The organism is Escherichia sp. E14V7 (genome assembly GCF_004212225.1).
In the GTDB taxonomy this organism is placed as follows: Bacteria; Pseudomonadota; Gammaproteobacteria; order Enterobacterales; family Enterobacteriaceae; genus Escherichia.
In genome coordinates this window covers 233214-248525 of the sequence record NZ_RHJJ01000001.1, presented here as the reverse complement: position 1 = coordinate 248525, position 15312 = coordinate 233214, and the positions used below count along the sequence as shown (strand labels likewise).

At 46.0% G+C, this 15312-nt stretch carries 14 protein-coding genes; 8 read left to right on the top strand and 6 right to left on the bottom strand.

Annotated features, from left to right (window positions below; genetic code table 11):
* Positions 1 to 344 precede the first annotated feature (344 nt).
* Positions 345 to 2486: a TonB-dependent siderophore receptor gene (locus D9741_RS01225; RefSeq protein ID WP_130218186.1), complete on the top strand. Its 2142-nt coding sequence runs from the start codon at positions 345 to 347 to the stop codon at positions 2484 to 2486.
* Positions 2487 to 2593: 107 nt separating this feature from the next.
* Here the strand turns inward: D9741_RS01225 and D9741_RS01220 are convergent, their stop codons facing one another.
* Positions 2594 to 3925 carry an MFS transporter gene (locus tag D9741_RS01220; protein WP_130218188.1) on the bottom strand — a complete coding sequence of 444 codons (1332 nt, stop codon included), beginning with the start codon at positions 3923 to 3925 and terminating at the stop codon, positions 2594 to 2596.
* Between the two features lie 285 nt (positions 3926 to 4210).
* Here D9741_RS01220 and D9741_RS01210 point away from each other — a divergent pair, with 285 nt between their 5' ends.
* The 7 genes from D9741_RS01210 to D9741_RS01180 all read left to right on the top strand — a co-directional run bounded on the left by D9741_RS01210 (position 4211) and on the right by D9741_RS01180 (position 10835).
* On the top strand, positions 4211 to 4963 hold the full coding sequence (locus D9741_RS01210) for a GntR family transcriptional regulator (protein ID WP_130218190.1): 753 nt from the start codon (positions 4211 to 4213) through the stop codon (positions 4961 to 4963).
* Positions 4964 to 4976: 13 nt separating this feature from the next.
* Positions 4977 to 6053, top strand: coding sequence for an ADP-ribosylglycohydrolase family protein (locus tag D9741_RS01205; protein WP_130218192.1), 1077 nt, complete (start codon positions 4977 to 4979; stop codon positions 6051 to 6053).
* Entirely contained in the window at positions 6053 to 7051 is a 999-nt protein-coding gene (locus D9741_RS01200) for an SIS domain-containing protein (protein ID WP_130218194.1), read from the top strand. The genes D9741_RS01205 and D9741_RS01200 overlap by 1 nt, the downstream gene beginning before the upstream one ends.
* A gap of 4 nt (positions 7052 to 7055) precedes the next feature.
* Entirely contained in the window at positions 7056 to 7970 is a 915-nt protein-coding gene (locus D9741_RS01195) for a carbohydrate kinase family protein (RefSeq protein ID WP_130218196.1), read from the top strand.
* A 29-nt stretch (positions 7971 to 7999) separates the two neighbouring features.
* Positions 8000 to 9124 carry an esterase-like activity of phytase family protein gene (locus D9741_RS01190; protein ID WP_130218198.1) on the top strand — a complete coding sequence of 375 codons (1125 nt, stop codon included), beginning with the start codon at positions 8000 to 8002 and terminating at the stop codon, positions 9122 to 9124.
* Between the two features lie 93 nt (positions 9125 to 9217).
* Positions 9218 to 9952, top strand: coding sequence for an oligogalacturonate-specific porin KdgM family protein (locus D9741_RS01185; protein WP_130218200.1), 735 nt, complete (start codon positions 9218 to 9220; stop codon positions 9950 to 9952).
* 13 nt (positions 9953 to 9965) lie between these two features.
* A complete protein-coding gene (locus D9741_RS01180) occupies positions 9966 to 10835 on the top strand; it encodes a DUF2608 domain-containing protein (RefSeq protein WP_130218202.1) in 870 nt (289 codons plus the stop codon).
* A gap of 44 nt (positions 10836 to 10879) precedes the next feature.
* On the opposite strand, the gene parE is transcribed toward D9741_RS01180, so the two are convergent.
* From parE to nudF, 5 genes are read right to left on the bottom strand one after another with little or no spacing between them, the layout of a single operon-like run.
* Positions 10880 to 12772: a DNA topoisomerase IV subunit B gene (gene parE, locus D9741_RS01175; RefSeq protein WP_130218204.1), complete on the bottom strand. Its 1893-nt coding sequence runs from the start codon at positions 12770 to 12772 to the stop codon at positions 10880 to 10882.
* Positions 12773 to 12800: 28 nt separating this feature from the next.
* Complete coding sequence (gene yqiA / locus D9741_RS01170; RefSeq protein ID WP_000105733.1) at positions 12801 to 13382, bottom strand: esterase YqiA; 582 nt, start codon at positions 13380 to 13382, stop codon at positions 12801 to 12803.
* The gene (gene cpdA / locus D9741_RS01165; protein ID WP_130218206.1) at positions 13382 to 14209 is read right to left on the bottom strand and encodes a 3',5'-cyclic-AMP phosphodiesterase; all 828 of its coding nucleotides are present in this window, start codon (positions 14207 to 14209) and stop codon (positions 13382 to 13384) included. The genes yqiA and cpdA overlap by 1 nt, the downstream gene beginning before the upstream one ends.
* Positions 14210 to 14233: 24 nt before the next feature.
* A complete protein-coding gene (locus D9741_RS01160) occupies positions 14234 to 14656 on the bottom strand; it encodes a DUF1249 family protein (protein ID WP_000833390.1) in 423 nt (140 codons plus the stop codon).
* The gene (gene nudF / locus D9741_RS01155; protein ID WP_021564655.1) at positions 14657 to 15286 is read right to left on the bottom strand and encodes an ADP-ribose diphosphatase; all 630 of its coding nucleotides are present in this window, start codon (positions 15284 to 15286) and stop codon (positions 14657 to 14659) included. It lies immediately after the preceding gene.
* Between the last annotated feature and the right edge of the window lie 26 nt (positions 15287 to 15312).

Sequence of the window (15312 nt, the reverse complement as noted above, 5' to 3'; positions counted from 1 at the left end):
AAAATAAAACTCATTCTCTTTTGAGAGTTTGACGCCACAAAATGTAGTAGTCAAGAAGTTAAAAGCCATACAAAAACAAGGTAAATAACAGGTGAAATATTTTTAAAGATAAAAATAAAACCATTAAATATTAATAAATTACCATCAATTGAATTGCATTAACCTCTCATAAAAACACATGTAGCAATTTTTTGTTATTTCTCATTTACTACTACATTACCGCATGATTGAATGATTCTCAATTACATATCCGATGGCGAAATAACAAACGGATAGTGCTTAGTGAGCAACAAGAAACAATTTTCACTCACGACAATCCGTGAGTTTTTGGGATAACAGACTAAATGGCTAAGTTCACACCTTCATTTTCAGGAATCAAAGGTCGGGCGCTCTTTTCACTGCTCTTTGCAGCACCGATGATTCATGCAACCGACACTGCAACGACCAAAGATGGCGAAACAATCACTGTTACAGCGGATGCAAATACCGCAACTGAGGCGACCGATGGTTATCAACCTCTGAGCACCTCCACGGCGACATTAACCGATATGCCGATGCTGGATATCCCGCAGGTGGTCAATACGGTTAGCGATCAAGTACTGGAGAATCAGAATGCGACGACGCTGGATGAGGCGCTTTATAACGTCAGTAACGTGGTACAGACCAATACATTAGGCGGGACTCAGGATGCTTTTGTACGCCGTGGGTTTGGCGCAAACCGGGATGGCTCCATCATGACCAACGGTCTGCGAACCGTACTTCCTCGCAGCTTCAACGCTGCAACAGAACGTGTAGAAGTGCTAAAAGGTCCGGCCTCCACGCTGTATGGCATTCTCGATCCTGGCGGACTGATTAACGTCGTGACAAAGCGCCCGGAAAAAACATTCCATGGTACTGTCTCAGCCACTTCCTCCAGTTTTGGCGGAGGCACTGGGCAACTGGATATCACAGGCCCCATTGAAGGCACTCAGCTGGCATACCGCCTGACGGGGGAAGTGCAGGATGAAGATTACTGGCGGAATTTCGGTAAAGAGCGCAGCACATTTATTGCCCCATCACTCACCTGGTTTGGTGATAATGCAACAGTAACCATGCTCTATTCACATCGGGATTATAAAACGCCGTTCGATCGTGGAACGATTTTCGACCTTACGACGAAACAGCCCGTAAACGTTGATCGAAAAATACGTTTCGACGAACCGTTTAATATTACAGATGGTCAGTCCGATCTGGCGCAACTCAACGCAGAATATCATCTCAATAGCCAGTGGACAGCGCGCTTTGATTACAGCTACAGCCAGGATAAATACAGCGATAATCAGGCTCGTGTTACCGCGTATGATGCAACGACAGGAACGCTGACACGGCGTGTTGATGCAACTCAGGGATCTACACAGCGTATGCATTCTACTCGTGCGGATCTGCAAGGGAATGTTGATATTGCCGGATTCTATAATGAGATTCTGGGTGGGGTGTCATATGAATATTATGATCTTCTGCGCACAGATATGATTCGCTGTAAAAACGCTAAAGATTTCAATATCTACAACCCCATTTATGGCAATACCAGCAAATGCACAACGGTTTCGGCGTCGGACAGTGATCAGACGATCAAACAGGAGAGCTACTCAGCTTATGCACAGGACGCACTCTATCTGACCGATAACTGGATTGCCGTCGCCGGGATCCGCTATCAGTATTACACGCAATATGCGGGTAAAGGCCGTCCTTTTAATGTCAATACTGACAGCCGCGATGAACAATGGACGCCCAAACTGGGGTTAGTCTACAAACTGACGCCATCGGTATCCTTATTTGCTAATTATTCGCAAACATTTATGCCGCAATCGTCAATTGCCAGCTACATCGGAGATCTTCCACCGGAATCATCTAATGCTTACGAAGTCGGGGCAAAATTCGAGCTGTTCGATGGTATAACCGCAGATATTGCGCTGTTTGATATCCATAAACGTAACGTGCTGTATACCGAAAGTATTGGTGATGAAACCATCGCCAAAACGGCAGGCCGCGTTCGTTCAAGAGGGGTAGAAGTCGACCTTGCGGGAGCATTAACCGAAAACATTAATATCATTGCCAGCTACGGCTATACCGATGCAAAGGTTCTGGAAGATCCTGATTATGCTGGAAAACCATTGCCGAATGTTCCTCGTCATACCGGTTCGTTATTCCTGACCTATGATATTCATAACATGCCAGGCAATAACACACTGACGTTTGGCGGTGGTGGACATGGCGTAAGCCGTCGTTCGGCAACCAATGGGGCTGACTATTATCTGCCAGGCTATTTTGTTGCCGATGCCTTCGCCGCATACAAAATGAAATTGCAGTATCCGGTCACTCTGCAATTAAACGTCAAAAACCTGTTTGATAAAACGTATTACACCTCTTCCATCGCCACAAATAATCTGGGTAATCAGATTGGCGATCCGCGTGAAGTGCAATTCACGGTGAAAATGGAATTTTGATAAAAAAAGCCCGGTATGTTTACCGGGCTGAGACTGATGACAAACTCCAAATTGCCTGATGCGCTCCGCCCATCAGATCTACCATAGAAATTCAATATATTAAATTTTCATATATTTTTAGGCTGTAAACGTACTTTAATCTGTTCGTAATATTCATTATTAATCAGATAAAATCGCATGATAAGTCCGGTAATCAGGTTAAGTATCGCGGGAATGATCGTCATTAATAAGCAGATTCCCCACAGCGCCTGTGATGTTTGTTCAACGCCAGGTTGATAGTCCATAAACGCTAAAGCGATTCCGATAAAGCCCCCCGCCAGTCCCATACCAAACTTTTGAAAAAAGAGAATCCCGCCAAATGCCAGTCCAGAAACACGTTGCCCCGTTTTCATTTCACCGTAATCCACCGACTCAGCAATGGATGCCCAATAAATGGGAAGCTGGATATCAGTCAGGAAGGTCACCACAATATAAAATGTAAAAGCTAACACTATAGAATTTGGTTGCACGAAATACATCGCACCACCCACCACGAACGCCAGTAATTGGGTATAACGAAATATTTTTATTTTGTCGTAGAGACGAGTAAGCCAGGTGCAAGCGATCATAGCCAGAACAGAGGCGATCACGCCTGAAGTTAAAAACGGTGAAATTAAAGCATCCCCACCATTCAGGTAATATTTTGCATAATATGCAGCTACAGAGTTACGAATAATCCCGCCAAACATAATGATCGCAATTACAACGCCCAAAATGAGCCATTGATCATTTTTGATCAGTAACCGAAACTGCGCGGCCATACCGAGGCTGGGTTTTGGATGGTAGATGCGCTCTCTCACGCTAAAAAAACAATACAGGCATAAACACGTTGCCAGAATACCCATTGCCCCCATTGCTATTTGATAACCCAGTTGTACGTTATTCTTCCCAAGATACATTGCAGATAAAGGAACAATAATTGTTACGGCGAACATGGCAATTTTTGTCATAACAAAACGATAACCATTGGCGCTCAATCGCTCTTGTGGATCATCCGTGATAACGCTGATTAATGAAACATAAGGAATAGCGATTAACGTATAGGTCAAGGTAAGTAACACATAGGTAGCCCAGGCCCATAAAAGCTTAACTGAATAATCGGTATCAGGTGTGGTGAACATCAACCAAATGCTTATCCCAAACGGTATTGACATAAAAAGCAACCACGGCCGATATTTTCCCCAACGTGTATTCGTTCTGTCTGTCATTGTTCCCACAACAGGATCAATCACAGCATCAAGGATACGTACAGAAAATAACAGAACACCTAAGTCGATGGGTTTCAGACCAAATACATCCGTGTAAAAATAAGTGATGATCATGGCTAAAGACATCATTACTATCGCAATAGCCATATCACCGGCACCAAAACCTATCTTTTCATTTATTGTCAGTTTCATACACAGCACTCATTGATCACGTGAATTATATTAAAAACAAATGTATCGGAACTCACTCAGCACATAACTTTACGAGTGAGAATAAATGCATTGGTAGATACCACAACAAACCACCGAGTTAATATTGAGCAGTATCACATAAAAACCAATTTAATTTAAATGCATGATTTTTATTAATAAATGTGGTTTTTTCTGTTTCATGTCACAGATAGTGAACAAGCACCATGCGTAATAAAAGTTAAAGAATGTAGAGTTGGTATCAACCACTTGAAATGAGGCTTTGTCATGATGAAAATTTATAAAGCCAGTAAAGGTCAGCTAAAGCATCGTGAAATATTTGATGAAATAAAGAGAAAAATAGATAACGGTGAATGGAAAGAAGGCAAAGCTATACCGACAGAAAGAGAATTGTCAGAACATTATTTAAGTAGCAGAACAACCATTCGAAAGGCAATAGAAAGCCTTAAACAACGCGGCTACCTGCATAGTGTCCACGGGCAAGGGACATTTGTATTACCTTCTCGTAGTAGAGAGAATCATTTATTGCATAGTTTTACTGACGATATTAAAGCTCGCGGTGGTATTCCAGCACAGAATATTATTGAAATAGGCTATATTCCTGTCAGTGATGTTATCAGAAAAAATCTCGACCTGGATATCCATATCCATACTGTATTCTGTATAAAACGCGTCCGCTATATGGGAAGTACGCCTCTAGGTATTCAGACATCATGGCTTGCATTAAATGACAGGCAAGAAATAACCCGGGAAGAGCTGCTGGCGACGGGTTCGCTCTATATTTTACTGGAAGAAAAACTCGCAATTAAACCTTTAGAAGCAACGGAAATTATCTCTGCCCGGCTTCCCTCGCCCCTTGAACGTCAATTACTGGAACTGACTGCTGATGACGTCGTATTAAGTTGTACTCGCGTCACATTATCCGTGGAACGCAAACCGATGGAGTATGTAGAGATGGTTTATCCCGCAAGTCGGTACTCCTACAAAGCACGAATTACAAAAGACAGTTTTAGCGTGTAATAGAGAGAATATTGTGAATAAAATAAAACAAACCGTAATTTATAACAAAATATTAGGTTCATTAGCCTGCGCAGGTATGGGCGATGCATTAGGCGCAGCGACCGAACTCTACAGCATTGATGAAATAAAAGCGCAATGGGGAGGTTTTTTAAATGATTTTGTTTCTCCTCCTGCCGATACATTCGCTGGCTCATTAAATGGCATTGCGGGACTTATCACCGACGATTCCAGCCAAATGTATGTTTTTTCAGAAGGGTTGATTGAGGCTGGATTTGATAACTTCACCAATAATGACTGGTTAGCCTGTCTTCTGCGTTGGGCCGATATGCAGCCCTACGCAAATTATAAAGGCCCCACAACTGAACAAATTGTTAAGGCGCTAAAAGAAGGAAGACCCACAAATACCATTGGGCGTATTGGAACGTCTTCTCGCCAGGCTCCCAATGTCGGCACCACGAATGGCGCCGGGATGCGTGTAGCCCCGGCAGGATTGATCTGGCCTGGTAATAAAGAGAAAGCATGCCGCCTGGCTTTATTAACTTGTTTACCGTCGCATGACACCAATATTGCAATTGCCAGCGCCTGCGCCATCGCTGCGGCGACGTCGGAGGCTATGTTACCAGAAGCCTCGCTTACATCATTACTGGACGCCGCAATCTGGGGAGCAAATTACGGTGAACGCCTGGCCAAACAATATGCACGATGTGTAGCAGGGCCATCTATCGCCATGCGCATCCAACTTGCAGCGGACATCGCCAGACGTGCCAATGATCTGGAGTCTTGTCTGCGAGAAATGGAAGGTTTGGTCGGTAATTCCGTCGCCGCTCATGAATCCATTCCTGCGGCAATCGGTCTGTTGCTGTACTGCAAAGGAGAACCCTGGGAAACCATTCATGCCTGTGCCAATATCGGCAATGACACCGATAGCATCGCTACGATGGCAGGCGCCATTGCAGGGGCATGGCGCGGTTTTGATGCGCTCCCTGAAGATAAATATGCCTTTTTCCGCGCCGTAAATAATAAAGATTTCGATGTTGAAGCGATCGCGTCGGGTCTGACATTGCTTGCATTACAGGCACAGGAGAAATAATGAACATGCCAGCCCGTACTCCTGTTATGCCATTAGCGCAAACTCGTGAGGAAATAAATGCTACGGCGGCAGCGTTACGCCATTTGGCAGCTATCTGGGGTGAATGTTTTTCTACTTTTCAGCTCGATAAACGTGCTGTTGAACGCGTCTGTATAGTGGGATCGGGCGACTCCTGGACGGTGGCACTATGTGCCGCCGCCTGGCTGGGGAAATACACACATCTGTTTTGTTACGCATTGCAAACGTGGGATTTTCTTCAGACTGATTTAACCCGTTATCAGAAAGAAACGTTAATCATTATTCTCAGTGCAAGTGGCAGACCATCAATGACCGTTGACGCCCTCTGCCACGCAGTATGCTCAAACGCGCAAGTGCTGGGTGTGACGAATTGCCCTGGAACACCATTTTGCGCAATAACAGAAAACATGCTCTATACATGGGCGAATAAGCAGGGTATTCCAACGCAAAGTAGTAGCGTCACACTTTATGCCCTCCTGCGCTTAGCGCAAAAATTATGTCCAGGCTTAACACCACTGCAGATTGAAGATGATTTGGAAGGGAAATTTAGCCAGATTAATCAGCACTGGCAGCAAAAGAAGCGCCATTTTTACCAACAAAAAGAGATAACGTTTCTTGGGAGTGGCTTAAGTTGGGGACTGGCAATATCGGGGAGCAATTTACTTTCTTGCGGCCCACAGATTCGTGCGACAGCCCTTCCACTGGAAGAATTTTATCATTCATTACGCTTACATCAGGCTGGTGTCGGTCAGCATTATATTTTACTACCAGCCACATCCTGCGAGTCCCCATTTTACCTTGCAACCCAAAAAGCAATTGTTGAACAGGGAGCGACAGCAGAATTAATCAGTTTTATACCTGACGCCAGTGAGTCCAACAATTTATTTCTGGTCATGCAGTGGTTATATGAAATGTGCTGGCATTTAAGTTGTGATTATGTCGACGCAGGCGGGCAACGCGTTAGCCATAGGGAGAAATAAGACTATGAAGAAATTTGATGTCGCCGCTTTAGGCAGTGGAAATATAGATATTTTTTTATCTATCCCGTCACTCCCCACACGTGGCGGTAAAGTGGTCGGGACACGTCTGGGTGAACAAGCTGGCGGCACAGTCGCCAACAGTGCCTGTGCGATGGGACAACTGGGGCTCAATGTGGTATCTGTTTCATGTGTGGGCAATGATCATTCAGCCGCGGTCATTCTTGATGGATTTAAAAAACATCATGTGAATTGTGATTTCGTTCAGGTAATCCCGGAATTGATTGCCAATACCGCGATTATTTTTATTGACGAATCAGGTGAGAAAACGTTGGTTTACTCGCCTGGCAGCGAACATGAATGGGATAAAGAAAAAGCGCTACAGGCAATTGCTCAAAGCCGTTTTTTTTATACGATGCCAGCCGATATTGAGAAATTTCGTATGCTGGCCGAACATGCCCGTAGCCAGACGACAAAAGTTGTCGTTGATCTTGAGCCTCATATCGTTGCAACACCTGAACACCTTACCAATATTTTACACCTTGCTGATATTGCGATATTTAATTATGACGGTTTTATTCGTGGCTATGCAATAGAGCCAGATTTTACGCTTCTGCATGATATACAAGAAGAGTATCAACTTGACGCTGTCGTAGTAACGCTGGATGCCCGGGGAGTAATTGCAGTCAAAGGCAATGAGCAAGTAAAAATAGGTAGTTATACAATTCCCGTTATTGATACCACAGGCGCTGGAGATACTTTTAATGGTGCATTTGTTTATAGCTTAATAAAAAACATGCCCTTAATTGAAGCACTAAAATTTGCTTCTGCTACAGCAGCAATAAATATCACCGCATTAGGTGCCAGAGGTCACCTGGCGACACCATCGGAGGTTAATCTTTTTCTTTCACAACACAACTAAAAACAAATACATACACAAAGGTAAATATCATGAAAATAAGGTATGCCGCTATTTTTCTGGCATTACCGCTGTTATGCACAACAGCGCAGGCAAACAGTTTTCTTCATTATGCTGGTGAGTTTAGCTTCCGGACGGGAGAAAAACAGAACAATGTCACAATCGCGGGGCTATCAGCCATCACATTTGATGCAAAAAATAATATTTTCTACGCTATTAACGATAGCAGAAACAATAATAAGGAGGGAGATGCCAGCCTTTATACGTTAAAAATGCAGGTGTCATCCAGGGGCATTGAGCAAGTGAATTTTCTCAACCAGCGTCCACTACTTGATGCAAAGCAGCAGCCTTTCGTGACCAATACGGTGGATGCCGAAGGTCTGGCCCTGACACACGATGGTAAATCATTACTCTGGAGTTCGGAGTTAGGTGCGCCACTGCGTCTGAGCACTCTCGATGGCGTAATGGAGAAGGAGTTTACGTCTTTATTTCCTGCTCGCTTTAATATTAGTCCTGACAAAGAGAGCAGCAGTGGTATCCGCAGCGGCAACGCCTGGGAGGGCCTGACACTTACACCAGACGGTAAATCACTTTTTATCGCCGTTGAAAGCAGTCTTAAACAGGATGGACCTATTGCAAGTCCAATAAATTCAGGCACATCACGCTTACTGCAATTTTCTATAGATGCAGACGGTCGACCTTCAAAGCAATTGCATGAATATCTCTATATTACTGATCCTGTTCCGCAAGTGAGTAAGTTCGGTATTAATGATAATGGCGTATCCGAGGTCCTGGCGCTGAATGATCACCAATTGTTGGTCATCGAACGTTCCGGCAGAAACGTCAGTGCCGGATTCAATGACTGGGATTACTCCGTCAGAGTTTATATGGTCGATTTAACTGCTGCCAGCGATATCAAGAATATTGACAGCCTGCAAGACTGGCCCAGTAAATCTACGTTACAACCCGTCAGTAAAAAATTATTAATTGATTTTGCTGATTACACTTCCTCTGCGGATTGTATTGAAGGGGTAACATTCGGTCCTCTGATTGATGGACATACATCGTTAATATTTGTATCTGATAATAATTTCCAGCAACATCAACAGACGAAATTCTATCTATTCATCGATAAGGAAAACAAACTTAACATTTAAAGCTAAAATACAAATATAAAAATTCTGATACCTGGAATCATCAGATGGTGTATTCAGCCAGCCAAAATATATTTTATTCTGAAAGGGAATATTATGAGTTCTTATCTTAAATTATCACTCGCAGGAATAACCACGTTATCCTGCCTGTCACCTACACTTGCCATTGCAGAGCAGCCGCATGGATTTATTGATTATCGTCATGAATATCTTGATGATACTCGCACCCACGCGGATCGCGTCGAATTTGGTACATTTTTTAGTAATGGTATCGGTTTGATGGGGGAATTACGTTATAACACTGACGAAGGAGACAAAGATAAATGGGATCCTTCACAATTTGGTAATAATGGAACGGGTTTATCCATTGTATACCGATTTAAGCCACTGGATGACAAAAAATTCTGGTTAGAGCCTATGTTCTGGCTTGATACCACGCAATATTGGTCAACTTACGAATATGGTCTTTCTGCGGGTTATGATTTCAGCAAAGAGTGGAAAGTTTCGGGTCGTTTTCGTTATGACATGGATAAAGCCACCGATAAATCCAAAGGTTATGGCAACGATGATCGTAATAACCGCCGTTACGATGTGTGGATCGACTATCGACCACAAAAAACCAACTTCCAATATCAGTTAAACCTGGTCTATTACAATAATGGTTATTTAACCTGGAATGATGGTCATAAAAACTATACCGCATCATTTAAAGTAGGGTACAAAATGGGATCGTGGATCCCCTATATGAGTATTGCGGATTATAAAGGTGTGGATAAAACATCAAGTAATCGCCAAATCCGCTGGCGCTGGGGTCTGACTTATACTTTCTAATCTGGAATAAAAAATGAATAATAAATTTAAAACCATTTTCTGGATGATTCTCTCTGCTCTGCCTGCTTTATCTTACGCACAGGTAAAAAATATAGTTACTGGCGAATATAGTGCAGTCAGTAAAATTATCACAGAAAAGGAAACTCTCTATCCCTCCGATAAGATATTATTGGTTTTTGACATTGATAACACGTTATTAACGAGTGGCACACGCATTGGCGGTGATATCTGGTATCAATGGCAAACCGATAAATTGCCCTTAAAGCCGGATGACTCGCAAAAAGTTCCTTGCCTGTATGAAAATACAATCAGTATGCTTTACGAACTTAGCCCTATGCAGCTTACCGAGCCACAGTTACCGACACTGTTAAAACAGTGGCAACAAAAGCATATCGCCTTTGCTCTGACATCCCGTGCACCGGATACTCTCTTTCCGACATTACGGGAATTAAAGCGAAATGGCATTGATTTTTCTTCTTCTGCACTCAGGAAGAAAGAGGATACTTTGCCCCCATTTGAAAAAGGGAAAATCAAACGGTCATGGCTATACAGCCAGGGTGTATTTTTTTCTTCCGGGCAAGATAAAGGTGTAATTCTCGATTATATGCTGGACAAAATGGGGAACAAATATGACGCGATTGTTTTTATCGACGACGGGAAAGCAAACATTCATGCGATGACGAAAATGTTTTCTACGGATAAATGGTCCTCTACGGATTTTACCGTTATTCACTATACCAAAGTGGAGAATGATCTTATTAAACAACAGGGTGCAGTAATAACACCTGCGCAAGCAGAAAAAATGGCTACAGACTGGAAAACTCTGGCTGGTTCGCTGGCAACACTATTTCCAGATCGTAACAAACTGTGCCCAATAAAATAATCAGCGACAACCCGGCAAAACTATTGTTTGCCGGGTAAAGATTATCAGACCTCAATCTCCGCCATGTCACCTTTCTCTTGCAACCAGTTACGGCGATCTTCCGAGCGTTTCTTCGCCAACAGCATATCCATCATCGCGTCGGTACGCTGATCGTCTTCATCATCGATGGTCAACTGCACCAGACGGCGAGTGTTCGGGTCGAGCGTGGTTTCACGTAGTTGCAGCGGGTTCATTTCACCCAGACCTTTAAAACGCTGGACATTTGGCTTGCCTTTCTTGCGTTTTAATTGTTCGAGCACGCCCTCTTTCTCTTCTTCCGTCAAGGCGTAATAGACCTCTTTGCCAAGGTCAATGCGGTAGAGCGGTGGTAGCGCTACATATACGTGACCATGTTTCACCAGCGTACGGAAGTGTTTTACAAACAAGGCGCAAAGCAGCGTGGCAATGTGCAAACCATCGGAGTCAGCATCCGCCAGGATACAGATCTTGCCATAACGCAGTTGGCTAAGATCATCGCTGTCAGGATCGATACCGATCGCTACCGAAATATCATGCACTTCCTGCGAGGCCAGCACTTCGTCGGAAGAAACTTCCCAGGTGTTAAGGATCTTACCTTTCAGCGGCATGATCGCCTGATATTCACGATCGCGCGCCTGCTTGGCAGATCCGCCTGCGGAGTCACCTTCCACGAGGAACAGTTCGGTACGGTTAAGGTCCTGCGCGGTACAGTCTGCCAGTTTGCCAGGCAGTGCCGGGCCGCTGGTCAGCTTTTTACGCACCACTTTTTTGGCCGCACGCATACGGCGCTGGGCACTGGAAATCGCCATCTCCGCCAGCAGTTCAGCCGCCTGAACGTTCTGGTTCAGCCACAAGGTGAAGGCATCTTTCACCACGCCCGAAACGAATGCCGCGCACTGACGCGAAGAGAGACGTTCTTTGGTCTGCCCGGCAAACTGCGGATCCTGCATTTTTACTGACAGCACATAGGCGCAGCGATCCCAGATATCTTCCGCCGACAGCTTCACGCCGCGCGGCAGAATGTTGCGGTATTCGCAAAACTCACGCATCGCGTCCAGCAGCCCCTGACGCAGACCGTTAACGTGCGTACCGCCCTGCATCGTTGGGATCAGGTTGACGTAACTTTCGGTCAGCAGTTCGCCACCTTCCGGCAGCCACAGCAGCGCCCAGTCAACGGCTTCCGTTTCACCGTTAAAGTTACCGATAAACGGTTTTTCCGGCAGTGTCGGCAGGCCGTTTACCGCTTCCGCCAGGTAATCATTCAGACCGTCCTGATAGCACCAGCGTTGTTCGGTGTTGTTGATCTCATCTTTAAAAGTGATTTCAACGCCGGGGCACAGTACCGCTTTGGCTTTCAGCACATGTGTCAGGCGTGAAACAGAGAAGCGCGGGCTGTCAAAGAAGGTTTCATCCGGCCAGAAGTGCACGCTGGTACCGGTATTGCGTTTACCGCAAGTGCCGACAACCTGCAAATCCTGCACCTTTTCGCCATTTTCAAAGGCGATGTTATAAATCTGACCATCGCGGCGCACGTTAACTTCTACGCGCTTTGACAGGGCGTTAACCACCGAGATCCCCACGCCGTGCAGACCGCCAGAGAACTGGTAGTTTTTGTTAGAAAATTTACCGCCCGCGTGCAAACGGCAAAGAATCAGTTCTACCGCCGGAACACCTTCTTCCGGGTGAATATCCACCGGCATCCCACGGCCATCGTCAATCACTTCCAGCGACTGGTCAGCATGTAAAATAACGTCCACGCGTTTTGCGTGACCCGCCAGTGCTTCATCCACACTGTTATCAATGACTTCTTGCCCCAAATGGTTAGGGCGAGTGGTATCGGTATACATCCCCGGACGGCGGCGAACCGGCTCAAGCCCGGTGAGTACCTCAATGGCATCAGCGTTATAAGTTTGCGTCATGGTTTAAGTTAGTAATTCGAGTTGATCGTCAGAGATGGTGCAGACCAAGAAAATCGACGATCGGGTTGAAATAATCTTCGAAGCCCGTGAATGCGTGGTTGCCGCCTTCTATAACAGTCTGGCGGCAGGAAGCGTAGTACGCCACCGCCTGGCGGTAATCCAGCACTTCATCTCCCGTCTGTTGCAGCAGCCAGATCAAATCCGGCGCTTCCAGCGGGTCAATCTGCATGACTTTAAGATCGTAAATATGGCGAGACTCTAGCACATATTGCTGCCCGGTGTAGGGGTTCTCGTTCTGACCGAGATAGTCAGTAAGCAGTTCAAACGGGCGCACCGCCGGGTTTACCACCACTGCGGGCAGCATAAAACATTGCGACAACCAGGTGGCGTAATATCCCCCCAGTGACGAACCGACAATACCCAGCGAATCGCCGCCATGTTCCAGGACAATGGATTCCAGCAGTTCTGCCGCATCGGAAGGATACGGCGGTAACTGCGGAATAATCATCTCAACGTCAGGGTGATGTTCCGCCAGCCAGTTTTTCAACAAGCTCGCTTTCGCAGAACGCGGCGAACTATTGAAACCGTGTAAATAAAGAAGCGTCGACATCAGTAACCTTCTGAAGCGGTATCTGGTTGGAAACGGGAGTCTGCCAGGCGGTGTACTTCTGTGGTCAGCGTGCCATCGGCATGGAGTTCCAGCGTACGCCAACCGGGCGCGATGGTGTCCAGCGTGAAGTTGGAACAGTGCGGCTTAAACTGCACGCAGGTCGATGGCGTTGCCAGCAGGCGACGACCGTTCCAGTCGAGATCCAGTTCCTGATGGATATGGCCGCATAACAGATATTTGACGTGCGGAAACTTCACCAGCACGTTATCCAGTTCCCCCGCGTTACGCAGGCTGTGTTGGTCAAGCCAGCTACAGCCCGCAGGCAACGGATGATGATGCAGCAGAAGCAAGGTATGGCGCTCTGGCGCATCAGCCAGTTTACGTTCCAGCCACTCGAGTTGAAACTCGCTTAGCTCACCGTGCGGTACGCCAAACACCTGGCTGTCCAGCAACAGGATTTGCCACTGTTCACCGATAAACACGCGTTTCGCTGAAGATATACCCGCGTCCTGTAGCGCGCTGTACATCGCAGGCTGGAAATCATGGTTGCCCGGCAGCCAGACGCAGGGCGCACGAAAACTTGCGATGCCTTCAGCGAAGTGCTGATAGGCCGCAGCCGTTTGATCCTGCGCTAAATCACCTGTCGCGACAATCAGGTCGAATTCGTGCTGGTGTGGGCGAATCGCCTCCAGCACCGCCTGGTAACTTTCCCAGGTGTTCACCCCTAACAGGGCTTCGTGCTTTTGCGCAAACAGGTGAGTATCGGTAATTTGTAAAATCCTGACTCTGGACTCACCAGCCAGAGGAAGGGTTAACAGGCTTTCCAAATGGTGTCCTTAGGTTTCACGACGCTAATAAACCGGAATCGCCATCGCTCCATGTGCTAAACAGTATCGCAACCAGTCCGCTAAAAACTGATTAATTTGATGCTTTTCGTCGCGTTGATGCAACTTTTTATTAGGATAATCATACCGCGCTTTGAAGCGAAAAATCTGCTGACTTGAACACACTTCAGCCACCATCGCGTCATGATACAGACGCACCGTCATCGACGGAAGGCTCCAGTAACTGATCGCTGGCGCAATCTGTTCAATAGTCACCAGGGTAGTGTATCGGGTCGATTCCACAATCGTTAGCCGATATTGTGCGTTTGCCACCTGATAGCTTACAGTTTCACCGGGTGCGTCATTGCGCGGTAACAAACGGCGCAATTGTGAAAAGTTCATCTCGCACAGGCGCATCATTTCAGGAAAGTCAGGTGTGTAACGCTTCATTTATGCCCACTCATTTTTTAACGCTTGATGATGCAGTTGCAGCCATTGCAAAGCGATGACCGACGCTGCGTTGTCGATTTTCCCCTCTTCTACCCATTGGTATGCCTGTTCCCGACTTACCACATGAACGCGAATATCTTCGTTTTCATCAGCCAGACCGTGAATACCGCTTGCGGTCGTGGCGTCCACTTCGCCCACCATAATTGACGAACGCTCGCTGGTGCCGCCCGGGCTTGCCAGGAAACTTAACACCGGTTTGGTCCGTTTCACTTTTAGTCCCGCCTCTTCAATCGCTTCGCGACGGGCAACATCTTCCACACTCTCACCTTCTTCAATCATCCCGGCAACCATTTCCAGTAACCAGGGCGTTTCGCTAGTGTCATACGCGGCGATTCGTATCTGCTCAATCAGTACAACTTCATCGCGCACTGGGTCAAAGGGTAGCAAGACTGCGGCGTGACCGCGTTCAAAAATTTCCCGTCGGACCTCATGACTCATTTGTCCGTTGAATAGACGATGGCGAAATCTATAAAGATCTAATGAAAAAAAGCCGCGATAAAGTGTTTCTCGTGCAATAATTTCTACATCGTTTTTGCCAAATGTAACGGGCAGGTTGTCTGGCTTAAGCATGGCTAATGTCCTGGCACTAATAGTGA

Excerpts from the sequence above, each read along its gene's own strand:
- D9741_RS01195 (WP_130218196.1), top strand. The coding sequence starts at position 7,056 with ATGAAGAAATTTGATGTCGCCGCTTTAGGCAGTGGAAATATAGATATT.
- D9741_RS01200 (WP_130218194.1), top strand. The coding sequence starts at position 6,053 with ATGAACATGCCAGCCCGTACTCCTGTTATGCCATTAGCGCAAACTCGT.
- nudF (WP_021564655.1), bottom strand. The coding sequence starts at position 15,286 with ATGCTTAAGCCAGACAACCTGCCCGTTACATTTGGCAAAAACGATGTA.
- D9741_RS01180 (WP_130218202.1), top strand. The coding sequence starts at position 9,966 with ATGAATAATAAATTTAAAACCATTTTCTGGATGATTCTCTCTGCTCTG.
- yqiA (WP_000105733.1), bottom strand. The coding sequence starts at position 13,382 with ATGTCGACGCTTCTTTATTTACACGGTTTCAATAGTTCGCCGCGTTCT.
- D9741_RS01185 (WP_130218200.1), top strand. The coding sequence starts at position 9,218 with ATGAGTTCTTATCTTAAATTATCACTCGCAGGAATAACCACGTTATCC.
- D9741_RS01160 (WP_000833390.1), bottom strand. The coding sequence starts at position 14,656 with ATGAAGCGTTACACACCTGACTTTCCTGAAATGATGCGCCTGTGCGAG.
- D9741_RS01225 (WP_130218186.1), top strand. The coding sequence starts at position 345 with ATGGCTAAGTTCACACCTTCATTTTCAGGAATCAAAGGTCGGGCGCTC.
- D9741_RS01210 (WP_130218190.1), top strand. The coding sequence starts at position 4,211 with ATGATGAAAATTTATAAAGCCAGTAAAGGTCAGCTAAAGCATCGTGAA.
- D9741_RS01220 (WP_130218188.1), bottom strand. The coding sequence starts at position 3,925 with ATGAAACTGACAATAAATGAAAAGATAGGTTTTGGTGCCGGTGATATG.
- parE (WP_130218204.1), bottom strand. The coding sequence starts at position 12,772 with ATGACGCAAACTTATAACGCTGATGCCATTGAGGTACTCACCGGGCTT.
- D9741_RS01190 (WP_130218198.1), top strand. The coding sequence starts at position 8,000 with ATGAAAATAAGGTATGCCGCTATTTTTCTGGCATTACCGCTGTTATGC.